Here is a 12986-nt window from a genome sequence, read left to right as displayed (position 1 = left end):
ATAGTCCCATAAGAAAACGCTATTGATTCCAATATCAATAGCGTTTTTATTTTTAACAAATATATAGATCAAAATGAATTTCTGCTTGAATGGAACTAGCAAAATTAATAATCTCTTTTTGTAAATACATCGCGGGTGATTCGTTATTCTCCACTTGAATGACTACCATAAAAAGAAACTGTAAATCATACTTCTTCTTGAGATATTTTAATTGTTCTGTTTTTCCTTCAAGAGATTTTAGAATAATATGCAACTGATTATTTATATCGTAGGACTCTTGGTATCCAGTGCTTAAAGTCCAATCCGTCTCTTTTCTATATAGGTTTTTGGTGAATACAAGATTCGGATTATCACGTCTTGCAACAACATCTCCTTTTCTATAAGTTCTTGTAGGCTCGATACTTAGGGCGTCAGTAATTGCTTCAAGGGGGAATATATCACCCGTTGCACTAAAATAAGCCATAACTTTGGTTTTATCCAGAAAGGTTCCTCCTCTATTATTAAAATGTTAATTTTATTACATTATAAAAATTTATGAATGTAAATAGAATTTTTATCCCGCTTTAATGGGCAGTAAAGCTTCTAATGGGAGAAAAGTAGAGAGCCAATTTTTCATAAAAGCTCACTAGTTTCATTGTATTGAATTCCGGCGTTGGGACATTAGTTAAAGCTGATACCTATACCTTTGTAGGAAAGAAAAATTATACAAAAGTAGGATGCTTAAAAATATATTAATTTGTATGATAAAAACAACAAAATTTTTTAAAAATCAGAAGGTAGAGGGGAAATATATAATGATAAAAAGCATATACGAAACCCATTTACATGTAAGAAATTTAGAAAAGGCGATAGATTTCTATCAAAATAAGTTAGGCTTAACAGTAGCAAGAAAACTATCGAAAAGACGAGTTGCGTTCTTTTGGGTAGGAGAAAAGAAAAAGCAAATGCTCAGATTATGGGAAGTACATAGTAATGAAGAATTTGAGACGAAACACTTCGCTTTTCGTGTAGATTTAGCGTTTTTAAAGACTTCCAAATTGTGGTTAGAGAAGCGTGGAATAGAGGTAGTAGGGAGTCAGGGAAAAGGAAATCGAGAACCAATTGTCCAAAGGTGGATGCCAGCTGCAAGCGTATATTTTCTAGATTGTGATGGAAATAAATTAGAGTTTATTTCTATGCTAGATGATGATCCAGATGAACTAGAATGTGCAACGTATTTAAGTGAATGGAATGCGGAGCACTAAGAAAAATAAAGTGAAACTTTAATCAGTAGTAGTTTTACAGCTTTGTATTATGTTAAATAGATAGGAACAAAATAAAATCCTTCAAAAAAAGCCACGTTCTTGAAGGATTTTTTTATACTTTATATATTTTATATTGCTTGTAACCTATTAATGATTTTCAATTTTAGCGATCTCAGCGCGTTGAATATAACCATCAGAGAAGCTGAAATAAAGAGAATAGCTTCCTCGATTATATATAAAGCCTTCGCTAGTCATATCCCCTCCAATTTCATCTGGTTCACCAAACCACTCTTTTAATTCGTTAATAGAGATATCCATTTTCACCCATATATATCTAGCGTCCGAAGGGTACATATCAATATTATAATCTCCGTATACCGCTGTATTAGGTGCATCACATTCTGTACATGGTGCTTTTTTCAAAACATCAGGCACTCCATATTCTTTTTTTACGTCAGATATATCTTTACCCAATGAATTTAATTTAAATGGACCAAACGTTCCATTCTGTAAAGCTGTTGTTAACATTTGTTTCATTTCTTCTTTTGAATTGATGTTGAAATTATAATCTCTGTTTTTTGCTATTGCATTATATAAAAATTGTGCATATTCCTCACGTTTCACAAGCATGTTGCCATTGTAATTACCTGCCTCATCACCGTAGGATATTCGGTTACTACGTAGCGTATTTACAAATTCATAGGCCCAATGATCTTGAGGTACATCTTTAAAGCTACTTTGTCCTTTTGATTGTAATTGAAATGATTTTTGTAATACTACTGCCATTTCATACCGAGTTAATGCATCATCTGGACGAAAAGCACCTGTTCCATCACCTGTCATAATTCCAGCCTGTACAATCGCTTTAATATCTTTTTCAAACATATGATTTTTAATATCGTTAAACATATTGCTCTGTTCATTGTTTGCTGTTAAACCTAAATGACGAGCGATTAAAGAAGTTACCTGGCCTCTAGTAATATTATCCCCAAAACCAAATTTTCCATTTCCATATCCGTTAAAAAGTCCTGCTGACGCTAAGTAATCAATAGCATCTTTTGACCAGTGGTCCTTTGGTACATCTGTAAATGCAGTGTTCGCATTGCCAGCTACTTTATAGTTATTCGTAGTTGTTTGTGCGTTTGCTGTGCCTACCATCATTGTAGTTGCTAGTGCTGTAGTGATTACGAATCCCAAAATTTTTTTAGCTTTGCTTGTTTTCTTGCTCATTTGCGAAAGCCTCCCCAGTTTAATTTAACTTTATTAAATATACGTATTACACATATACATCTAATGCAGCTAAATGTACACATCGTAATTATAACATGTAAATGATGGTTATTTGTCATTCATTCCCTTAATGTGGATAAAATTTCAATAATCTATATGAAACTATAATTTTTAGATGATAAATATTCATTGCTATTTAACTGAAGAAAAACGCGAAAGCTTTTTATAAAATATGGAAATGTTAAAACCCCTTTGATAAAATAGCAATATGCAAAAATAATTGTTTATTAATTCTTAATGTAATGAATATTCATGTTTAAATATACGAATTTAACTACATAGTTATTGTAATAAAGGGGGAGAAAGATGTTAGATGAATTGTATAATGCTTTTTTAAATGCATCGGGTTTTACAGAAAGCGCGAGGAAACGAGATCAGTATGATAAATTACATGATTATTTAAAAGATCAAGAAAGAGAGTTAAAACGCTTTATTCAAGATGCTGAATCAGCGAAGAGAGATTATGAGAGTAAAAGTAATGGCTTAGAAGCTAATAAAATTCCGGCAGTTGAATTTGAACAAAAACGTCATGAAAAGGATGAAGACTTACATACAGTATTATCCTACTTTAAAAGTGCATTAAGCGATGTTGGGTCTGCGATAGGTACAGCTTATGCAAAGTATTTGGAATATAAAGCGAAAGCAGAAGCGGAAAAAGCGTCAGCATACGCTGCAGCGACCAAGGCTTTTGAAGAAAAGAAAAAGGAAATTGAAAAACTTATCCATTAAGCATACAAAGAATGGGGGAATCAATATGAGTGGTAAAGAGGTTGAAATTATAGGAAGTAATACTGCAAGTGCCATTTCTTACGCACAAAACATAGAGAACGGCATGAAAGATTCTTTAAATCAAGCGAAAAACTTAAAAGCGTACGTTACATGTGCGAAATGGAATGGAAAAACGAGAGATGCCTTTTTAAGTTATCTAGATTTAATCATTCAATATAACTCAGAAATGGTAGAGGCATTTGAAGGACATACGAAAGCTTTGAAAGAGTTAGAGAAAAGTATTCAAGCGTATGGCGATATATCGGAAGTAAGGGCGATAAAACAGTTGTGATGGAGAAATGAGGGATAAAAGAATGGGAAAAGAAATGAATTTTGCACCTGCTGAATTATATGTTCTCGCAGGTGCAGCTGGGGTTACGGATATATTTGGATTGCCAAACCGTGACGTAATTATTTTACTTGATGAAGAATGTGTCACGAAAGCAACTACGAGTTTAAAAGAAAAAGGCTTACTTACAAGTGAAAATGGAATTACCCCTGCAGCTTTTCAAATAATTGAGCTATTAAAGGAATATGAAAATTGTCATGAATACACGAGAATGAATAATGTATTAATTGGCTTTTTGAAAGAGGATAAAGACCGAGTGGCTGTATTAACAGAAATAGAACCAAATAAAAAATACGAGATCGACTACATACCAAAGCCAGACGTATATTTTTCCTTATTAACACGCATCCCTTTCTTATTGAGAGAACCGAGGGACATAGAAGATACATTTTTCTCAAAGAGAATGACAGAAACAGAACAACAAACATTTGAGGAAAAAGATTTATCAAATAAAGATGTTATAGCGATAGAAACGTATACGAGGCCTCGTAGTAATAGAGGAGGAAAATGGGAATGTTTCTTATATTTCACTGAAGGAGAAGATTACGTTCAAATAGACGTAGAACGTAATCGATATGACTGGGTGAGTCTCTATGCGGTAAATAAGAAATTGTATGACGTGTTAAAAATGCCGTATAAAAAATTAATTGACCCGAGACAATTTTCGTTAGGAGGTATTGAATAATGCAAGTATCAATGGGAGACGGTGGTTCTGGTGGTGGAGAAGAAGTATTAGTTAATTTTCAAGAACTACTTGATATAGTAATGAAATTAGAAGATATATATAAAATCCATGTAGACGTCATTGGAACGAATATTGAGAGTTTATTAAGCAGTGATTTTTATCAAAAAGGTGAAGCGATGAGAGTAATTGAAAAATATCCTGATATATTACACAAAACGCTTGAATTTGCTGAACACTATTCTAGGTCGGCGAGACTTGTAAGGGTCGCATGTGTAGAAATGCTTGAAAAGGACGAACAATTACGTGAAATATTAAGTAAGTTGTAGAAATCACCATACGGCTGGGGGGATGAAAACGAAATGGATGTGAAATATAGACCTGAACCATGGCAAAACATGGGGGATGGTATGAATCGAATTACAAAAGATGCACTCATAAAATTACAGCGCGCAAATGAATTATTGAAAAAAATTGATGGAAGAATACGAGATTTAGACTCAGATGGCAGTATACATTTTAACCCAAAAGATCAATCGCAAAAAATCGGGGAATTACTTGATAGCTATTCGACATTACAAAGATATTGCGGAGAAGCAGGGCGATTGGTCTCTGAACATATAGATAAACCTTTTTTAGTAGAAATGGATAAATTCGCTCAAAAAATGAGAGATACATCTATTCTCAGTTTCGAAACAAATAACCGAATTGGCTCCACAACAACGACAGTATTACCAGATGCGCACGCAGGGTACGGAAGTGTACCACAAACAATAAAAACAAAAAAAGATAAAATAACAGTAGAAGATATTTTTAGAGATTCACCTGCATTTGATAACGTACTGAGAGAGGAATACAAAGAACTAAAAAAACAAAATCCAGATGCAAAATTAAATTATGAAGAATACAAGAAAGTAGTCCCATCCACACGAGGATTTGAATACAAATCGATAGAAGATGAACAGAAAAAACTAGAAATGGTGCGAGACATAGGAATAGGCCTAGGAATCATCATCACAACAATCCTTTGCCCACCACTCGGAACCGCTGCGGCAGTTGTATACGGCGCTGTACAAATCAAAAGCGGTATCGACGGAGAAGACTGGGGAACACACCGGAAATTGAGCCAAGAAGAGCGGGTAGGAAACATCATTTTTGGCGGATTAGATGCAATCCCAGTTGTTGGAGCAGTAGGAAAAGGAGTAAAAGCATTCAAAGGCACGAGTGAATTAGCTGATTTAGCGAAATTATTAAAATACAAAGAAGGAATGCCTGGTTTTAATCCAAATTTGGGTGGAAATGTGGTACAATCATTGCGTGATAATAAAGCTATTATGCTTGACAGTTTGAAACTAGCGAGCCTTAAAATGGAGAAATCCGGAAATAAAAAGATGTATCAACTTGGCGAAAAAATAGCCAAAAGCATAGATGATAGGACAGCCAAATCGGCAAGTTTTGAAGTTGACGGAAATGGCTTACTAATATCTAAACAAGGTGGTACAGATTTTCAAAGCTGGGTGAATAAGCATCATACAGAAAGTAATAAGATTATAGATGATAAGATTAAGGGTGTAGAGGCTTCTCTTGCTAGTAAAAGAGTAGAGAATACTGGTAATAAGGTCGCTGGACTTGATTCAAGTGGGAAATTTTTTGATGATGTATTAGAATCTAAGTATCAAGATTATGTAAAAAGAAATACTAAATCTGGTAAAAATGTTCGTGACCGATTAGATTGGAAAGAAGCTTCTGATAAGTGGGCGAAACTACGGAATCAAGGAAGAGATTTTGAAATAGAAGCAATTAATGAATTTAAGAAAGTGGCTACTGATGTTCAAGAACAGATAACAATTGTAACTAAGGACGGAACAAAAATTAGAGTAGATGCAATTGGATATGATAAAAAAACAGGAGCATTGTTGATAGAAGAATATAAATCTTCTGCTACAGCTCCACTAACTTCAAATCAAAGAGATGGATTTGTGGAATTACTTGAAAGTGGAGGAGTTATTGTAGGAGAAGGGAAGGGGATATTTATTAATGGAGTCGAGATTCCGCCTGGGACTGCTGTTAAAATCGTTAGACCCAACATAAGGGAGTGATATAATATGAAACTTAAAAGAAAAGATTTAGATAAGAGGATTAGTGCCTCGATAAAAAAAGAATTGAAAAAATATAAACTAAAATCAAGAGGTGGAATTTATTATAAGAAAATAGGACAATATTTTATATATATGCATATTGGTGCGACTGGTTTGGAAAATGATATTGTTAGAATTAGAGGGTATGTGAAGCCATATATAACAGATGATATTTTTTGGAAAGTTTTTAATATGGAATCTAATAGTAATGAACCTATTGGATTACGAGCAAACGGTGCATACAAAGTTGACGGATTTGAGGCTTTTTACAATGATGTAAAATATGGTGATGTAGAAAGTCTAGGAGATGTTGCTAATGAATTAATAGGTAAATGCTATGAATATTTGGAGCAGACTGTAGAGTCTTTTGAAGGTTTTGAAGATTTTCTTTTTTTCTCGAAATCTTCGGATAAAAATCAACTTTATGATTATAACCTTGTTGATATGTTATTATTAATAAATACAGGAAAGTATAAAGAAGCTAAAAGTATTGCAAAAAATCTAATAGAAAAACACCAATATGGAAGATTTATTAATGAAGAAAAAAATATATATGAGTACATTGTAGATTATTGCAATAGACATATATAGGATAGGAGAAAATATGGCAGTTATAGATGTGGATCAGATAGATGCAATTGGAGTAGAAGGTAAAAATCTAAAGTTGTTAATAATAGACTATCTAGATTGGGAATATGAAGACATGCATCTAGACGTACTACAAGAAAAAATTAATAATTACTTAGTGTATATTGAAGATAAGCAGTATTTTAAAGATTATGGAGACAACTTTGAGAAAAAAATAATTGATATAAATTTTCAACATAGTGTTTCGGAAAATGGAATGAAATTTCTGAACGTAGTTTCCAGTCAATTAAATGATACTGACATATTCATCAATATTCACTTACCAGGAGAATAATTTTTTATGACTTGTTTACGTTCTAATTTATTTTGTTAGATCTTTGAAACAAGGAAAAGTTTTGTAGAATTGTAAATTTAATAAACTATTTTACCTAGCTTTGAGTAAGTGAAGGGAAAGTAACAGATGGGCTTGATGTATAATTATAAAAGTTAATGAAAAATGATGTTGAAGAAGTATTTGACTTTAATTGAGAGAATACTTGTAAGTAAGTAAGTAAGTAAGTAAGTAAGTAAGTAAGAGTAAGCGGTAATTGGTAACCCAGTTACCGCTTTTTGTTTTAACTAAGGGTACGGGTGAAGTTTCTAATAGTAGTGAAAAATTAAGTAGAATAGAATACTTGCGTAATAAATATGGTCGATTTACTCCACAAGAATTAAATCATAGAATTAATTTGCGTGGTGCTGTAGAAAAAGAGGTTGAAAGATTAAATACATTAGGGCTAACCAAAAACGAAATGGGTCCAGCGGTTGCAGGAACATTTGATAAAAATACTGGAAAATATTATTTTGGAATTAACAATACTGACGGTGATATTCCAGTTACATTGCACCCAATTATTAGGGATCGGATAGAGAACATGCCTAGTAGTGTTAGAGATGGTTATAAATTTACGTATGGAGCAGGTTCCCACGCAGAGGTATACTCCTTGAATCAGGCATTACTTGCGAATCCCAACGCACAGCCAACAGATTTTATTACCCACGTCGTAAGATCTGGTAAGAAATTGAAACCGGCTGGTATGATGATGCCAACCTGTCCACATTGTAATTTTATTACTGAAGGATTTGAATTTAGTTCAGAGGTGAGAAAAATTGGAAAATAAGATGGATGTATTAAGTAAAGAATATGTATTAGAACAGGGTATAGATTTTGATGAGGAACTATGGTTTACCTCTTACAGCGATGAAGTGCTGGATAACCCAGAAGATGAAGATGGAAAACCTTTTACTGGATTAGCTTATGAGTTATATGAAAATGGGAATCTAGCGTATTACTGTTATTATAAGAATGGTTTTAAAGAAGGTAATTATGTTAAATTTCACCATAATGGGAAACTTAAATCTATAGATTACATGATAAAAGGACAAACAAGAGGTATAAGAAAAATTTGGTATGAAAGCGAAGAACTCAAATATGAAGGAACGTTTAAGTTTGGCGTTTGTTTAAAATATACTGAATGGGATAAACAAGGGAATATAATTAGGCAAAAAGTTGCTCCAACAAAAGAGGAATTAGGACTAATTACCCGATTATCTGATTGTGATGATAATGAATAATTTTGATGAAAAGAAATTAATACAAGAGTTTTCAAAAATCCAAAGTGAATTATCACCTAGAATTAAATTAGAAAATAATTTTCAAATAGAAGAGATACAATTTATCGCAGGGGTAGATTTGGCTTATTGGGATGTGAATAAAACTAAGTATGGTACATGTTGTATTGTAATCATTGATTATGGTACAAAGGAAGTTGTCGAAAAAGTATACAGTTATGGAGAAATACCAATCCCTTATATTCCAGGTTTCCTTGCATTTAGAGAGTTACCTTTAATAATAGAGGCAGTTAAAAAGCTAACAAAGCAACCAGATATATATTTTTTTGATGGTAATGGATATTTACATTATCGTCACATGGGTATTGCTACTCATGCTTCCTTTCTTCTAAATAAACCAACCATTGGTGTAGCAAAAAGTTATCTTAAAATTCGAGATGTAGATTTTATTATGCCAGAGAATCTAAAAGGATCTTACACTGATATTGTAATAAATAATGAAGTCTATGGTCGAACTTTAAGAACGACCAAAAATGTTAAACCTATTTTTGTTTCTTGTGGGAACTGGATTGATTTAGATACAAGTACTGAAATTGTTATGAACTGTATTAATAATGAAAGTCGTTTACCTATTCCTGTTAGATTAGCAGATTTAGAAACACATAAAATGAGGAAGAAGTTAATGGAAGGATAAAATAGTGTATTCTATATTTATTAAGCAATAAATACAAGTAGAATGCATTTATATAAACTTGTAAGTTTTACCTAGTATTTGTCACAACATGTAAAGGCTGTCGAACTGTTACTAAAAAACTTACAAATTAAACACTACTTAAAAACATATAAATTTAAAGCACTTGATTGTCTACGAAAGGCAACAAGTGCTTTTTTATAGATAGGCATGCTATAAAATTTTAAAAATTATTTTTGTGAATTAAGGCTAACCCAAATTACTGGTATTATATAATTGGAAATACATTAGCAAAAGGTGCGGACTCCGTATCCCCAATCTTTAAAGCTGGAGAAATACTGCCAGATGGAAGTGTCGCTAGAACTGGAACGAACTATGGCGGGAAATTCTAAGAAGCCCATGATGCCTTAAAGGCGAGTATTCAGAGTAGGATCTCGAATTTGGAGAGTGGTGGGGTTAAGGGTACGGGTAGTAACGTAAACCCAAACAAAATTACGCTAACTCAGGAAAGAGAAAAATATTATCGAAAGAAAATAGATGAAGCTAAAGCGCGAGGAGATTATAAAGCAGCAGATGATATTAGATATGATCGTCATTGTGAAGAAACGAAACAACCTTTAGAGCGTAAAGATTGGGATGCTAGGACTGAAAATTTAAGAAAGAGCCAAGAGCGTGGAAGAGAAGAAGAAATAAAAGGGAGAAAAGCTTTGGGAGAACACCTAAATCGTACATTAGAGGACAATAACTCTGGCAAGGTTGTTACGTATACATCCAGTGAAGGGCATCTTACGCGTCCAGATAGTATAGGTCGTAATGCTAAGGATGAAATCGATTTAGTTCATGATCACAAACACAAAATAAGTGACAAAGAACACGTTATTCATAATGACAGTCAAATGCGTGCTGAAAGAGAGATGCTCGAAGATAAAAGTGGAAGTCATATTGTGACAATATCAAGTGATAAACCCGATTTGAATGGAATTCCTCCTCATCCAAGACCAAGTGGACCTTTAGCGAAGGAGAGTGACATTTTCTATACTGATCCGAATAGTGGTAAAGTGACACATAAGTGGGAAACACACCCAGATATCCCAGGTGGAGGTATATGGATAAAAATATAGATAAGTATGTAACTTTACTTTTTAGTATTAAGGGGGATTTAAATGAAACCTAATTATTTTACAATTGCAATGTATCCTACAGTATCGATTAATCAGGAAGAGATACTAGGTCGTCTTTTGGACGTGTTTGATTCGAATGAAAAATTTGCTCCTACTCATTGGGGTAACAGTGAAACCGTACGTGTAGAATATAATCGTGGGGAAATTCTTGAAAAGGTGATTTTGGAACGTAAAGTATCAGAAGTACACTTGTATCGTGATAAAGCAGTGCACTATAGAGGAAGCTTTAAAGTTAACTGGAGTCATAGGTCATATCTTGAGTTTGAGTTTCATAAATCAATACCTAAAAGTTTATGGTCTGCTTTTTTTGAGCTATCCGATCAAATCGCAGAAATTGTAAAACCACGTTTTGGGGTGTCGCAAATTTTTTGGAAAGCGTCTTATCCATGGAATACTGAACGTGAACGGTTACATATGTGGATGAATATGTCTGCCTTACCTATACCGGTAAGGTTTCTTCCTAACGGTCCTTTGGGGATAGGCGCTAGAACATATTTGAGTGGTCATATTTTAGACATGTTTGATAAGGAATTATTACTAAATAGCCCAGCTGTCGTATCAGAGCTGGATTGGGGTGGGATTTGTATAGATCTTTTACAAAATCCATTAGAAGCCGATATAGATATGTTACTTGATAGTTGGTTACATGTAATGAAATACTTAGAACCAGCTCAAGTAATGGCCATGCCAAGTTTTCATGAAAGTCGAATGGTTGTAACTTATTCTCCAAATGTTGCTTGGAAGGAGTATCTGGAAAGTTAAATGAAAGGAATTTTTAATCATGGATGAGAAAAATAATGATAGAATAAGAGTCATGGAAATATTAAATCAATCTCAATACAATGATGAAATTATAGATGGGCTAGATATGAGCAATTTAGACCTTACTTTTTCTGATTTGTCAGAGGTGATGGCAGAGGGTATCATGGCAAAACAAGTCCATTTAAGAGCTTCTTCACTAATGAGAGCATCGTTTTTTGATTGTGATTTTGAGTTTGCTGATTTCAGAAGCTGTAATTTAGAGGAAATACATATTGCAGATTGTAGATTTGGTGAAGCTAATTTCTCTAAAGCCAATATGAAATATGCAAAGGTAAATATAAGTAGTTGTTTTGAAACATGTTTTGATGAAGTTGATTTTTCATATGGAGAATTAGTTGGAACGATATTAAATCATGCTACTTTTCGACGAGCAAATTTATATAAAATAGATGCAAAACAGGCCGACTGTACGGGAACGGATTTCAGCAGCGCGAATCTTACAGAAGGCCATTTTGAAAAATCATATTTAGGAAATTCAAATTTATCAGAAGTAAATGCTAGAAATGCTGATTTTACAAACGCAGATTTAACAGGAGCAATCCTTTTAAATGGGAATTTCACGGATGCGAATTTTACCGGTGCTAAACTTGACAATGTAGTTTGGAAGGGAGCAAAGGTAGAAGGAGCCAAGTTTGACGAAGATGTTAAGGAACAAGTCTTAAAAATGATTTAAATATGATGGGAAGTATATACATTTAAGCACTCGAAAACCTATGATTGGTAGCGAGTGCTTTTTTCTTAGAGATATTAGAGATTGATAAATAAGTAAAAATCAATATAGATTATTTTTAAGGATTGTTAGATAGATTAAGTCGTGAATATTATATAATTGAAAATACATTAGTAAAAGGTGTGGACTCCGTAACCCCATTCGCTAAAGGTGTAGAAATCATGCCAGATGGAAGTGTCGTTAGATCTGGAACGAACTATAACTATAGCGGGAAATTCCAAGAAGCCCATGATGCCTCAAAGGCGAGTATTCAGAGTAGGATTTCGGATTTGGAGAGTGGTGGGGTTAAGGGTACGGGTAATAGAGAGGCTGAAGTTCCACCAGCCTTCAAGCAAGAGGAATTTGCCAGTACATATGAATCAAGATTCAAGCAAACACCCGCAGAAACGAATTCAAATGTCGTTTTTGAAGGGGTTAGAGGTGAGTCTTTATGTACCCTAAAACCACCACCAGATCCTACGTTACAGAAAATCTTAAATGAAGCTGGTATTAATGGAATTGAGTATAAAAATGGAGTTCCTGATTTTTCACCAGTAGCAAAAGCGCAATTTGAAATTGAATACATGTTAGGCGGGACCGGCAAGCACGGAACAAAAGCTAGAACTATTAATTTTAAACAAGCAGATCAAAAGTTGGCTGAACAGCTTAACAATTCACCAGAGTTGGCAAGCAAATTTGGAATGACTCCTGGGAAAATTAAAGCGGGAGACATTGCAGATTATCGAGAAGAATACAAGTTAACGTGGCACGAATTAAATGATGTGAAGACTATCCAACTTGTACCATCAGAAATAAATGGCAAATTTGGGCATCTTGGCGGCGTAGGAGAGATAAATGCAGGAGCGTTTAAGCCAGGGGAATTTGCCAATAAATAGAAAGGGGAAAATTTAAA

At 33.7% G+C, this 12986-nt stretch carries 16 protein-coding genes and 1 pseudogene; 15 read left to right on the top strand and 2 right to left on the bottom strand.

Translation table 11 applies throughout. The features are described 5' to 3' along the window. Positions 1-52: 52 nt before the first annotated feature. Positions 53-463: a DUF4279 domain-containing protein gene (locus MHB74_RS15880; protein WP_061679225.1), complete on the bottom strand. Its 411-nt coding sequence runs from the start codon at positions 461-463 to the stop codon at positions 53-55. 331 nt (positions 464-794) lie between these two features. On the opposite strand from MHB74_RS15880, the gene MHB74_RS15875 reads away from it, so the two are divergent. After that, entirely contained in the window at positions 795-1244 is a 450-nt protein-coding gene (locus MHB74_RS15875) for a VOC family protein (protein WP_061679226.1), read from the top strand. A 147-nt stretch (positions 1245-1391) separates the two neighbouring features. Here the strand turns inward: MHB74_RS15875 and MHB74_RS15870 are convergent, their stop codons facing one another. After that, positions 1392-2474, bottom strand: coding sequence for an S-layer homology domain-containing protein (locus MHB74_RS15870; RefSeq protein WP_061679227.1), 1083 nt, complete (start codon positions 2472-2474; stop codon positions 1392-1394). 366 nt (positions 2475-2840) lie between these two features. Between MHB74_RS15870 and MHB74_RS15865 the strand changes: the two genes are divergently transcribed. The 14 genes and pseudogenes from MHB74_RS15865 to MHB74_RS15800 all read left to right on the top strand — a co-directional run bounded on the left by MHB74_RS15865 (position 2841) and on the right by MHB74_RS15800 (position 12969). Continuing rightward, positions 2841-3263: a hypothetical protein gene (locus MHB74_RS15865; protein ID WP_061679920.1), complete on the top strand. Its 423-nt coding sequence runs from the start codon at positions 2841-2843 to the stop codon at positions 3261-3263. A gap of 25 nt (positions 3264-3288) precedes the next feature. Then, entirely contained in the window at positions 3289-3594 is a 306-nt protein-coding gene (locus tag MHB74_RS15860) for a WXG100 family type VII secretion target (RefSeq protein WP_061679921.1), read from the top strand. Between the two features lie 22 nt (positions 3595-3616). Then, entirely contained in the window at positions 3617-4336 is a 720-nt protein-coding gene (locus tag MHB74_RS15855) for a DUF5081 family protein (protein WP_061679922.1), read from the top strand. Then, positions 4336-4662, top strand: a complete 327-nt coding sequence (locus MHB74_RS15850; protein WP_001198193.1) for a hypothetical protein — start codon at positions 4336-4338, stop codon at positions 4660-4662. Before MHB74_RS15855 ends, MHB74_RS15850 begins: the two co-directional genes overlap by 1 nt. Positions 4663-4695: 33 nt before the next feature. Continuing rightward, positions 4696-6432, top strand: coding sequence for a hypothetical protein (locus tag MHB74_RS15845; protein WP_061679923.1), 1737 nt, complete (start codon positions 4696-4698; stop codon positions 6430-6432). A 6-nt stretch (positions 6433-6438) separates the two neighbouring features. Then, positions 6439-7062 (top strand): hypothetical protein, encoded by a 624-nt coding sequence (locus MHB74_RS15840; RefSeq protein WP_061679924.1) that lies wholly within the window; start codon positions 6439-6441, stop codon positions 7060-7062. 13 nt (positions 7063-7075) lie between these two features. Continuing rightward, positions 7076-7393 (top strand): DUF6572 domain-containing protein, encoded by a 318-nt coding sequence (locus tag MHB74_RS15835; protein ID WP_000268336.1) that lies wholly within the window; start codon positions 7076-7078, stop codon positions 7391-7393. A gap of 253 nt (positions 7394-7646) precedes the next feature. Beyond that, complete coding sequence (locus tag MHB74_RS15830; protein WP_061679925.1) at positions 7647-8219, top strand: YwqJ-related putative deaminase; 573 nt, start codon at positions 7647-7649, stop codon at positions 8217-8219. 1 nt (position 8220) lies between these two features. Beyond that, on the top strand, positions 8221-8673 hold the full coding sequence (locus tag MHB74_RS15825) for a toxin-antitoxin system YwqK family antitoxin (protein WP_050552468.1): 453 nt from the start codon (positions 8221-8223) through the stop codon (positions 8671-8673). After that, positions 8666-9364: an endonuclease V gene (locus MHB74_RS15820; RefSeq protein ID WP_061679943.1), complete on the top strand. Its 699-nt coding sequence runs from the start codon at positions 8666-8668 to the stop codon at positions 9362-9364. Before MHB74_RS15825 ends, MHB74_RS15820 begins: the two co-directional genes overlap by 8 nt. 269 nt (positions 9365-9633) lie before the next feature. Then, positions 9634-10482, top strand: a pseudogene (locus MHB74_RS15815) (ADP-ribosyltransferase). A gap of 42 nt (positions 10483-10524) precedes the next feature. Beyond that, on the top strand, positions 10525-11304 hold the full coding sequence (locus MHB74_RS15810) for a hypothetical protein (RefSeq protein WP_048544637.1): 780 nt from the start codon (positions 10525-10527) through the stop codon (positions 11302-11304). 19 nt (positions 11305-11323) lie between these two features. Beyond that, the gene (locus MHB74_RS15805; protein ID WP_048544639.1) at positions 11324-12037 is read left to right on the top strand and encodes a pentapeptide repeat-containing protein; all 714 of its coding nucleotides are present in this window, start codon (positions 11324-11326) and stop codon (positions 12035-12037) included. Between the two features lie 122 nt (positions 12038-12159). After that, complete coding sequence (locus MHB74_RS15800; protein ID WP_061679927.1) at positions 12160-12969, top strand: HNH endonuclease; 810 nt, start codon at positions 12160-12162, stop codon at positions 12967-12969. The last annotated feature ends 17 nt before the right edge of the window (positions 12970-12986 follow it).

This window comes from Bacillus sp. FSL K6-0069 (assembly GCF_038007785.1).
Lineage (GTDB): Bacteria > Bacillota > Bacilli > Bacillales > Bacillaceae_G > Bacillus_A > Bacillus_A mobilis.
This window is presented reverse-complemented; position numbering and strand designations above follow the sequence as displayed.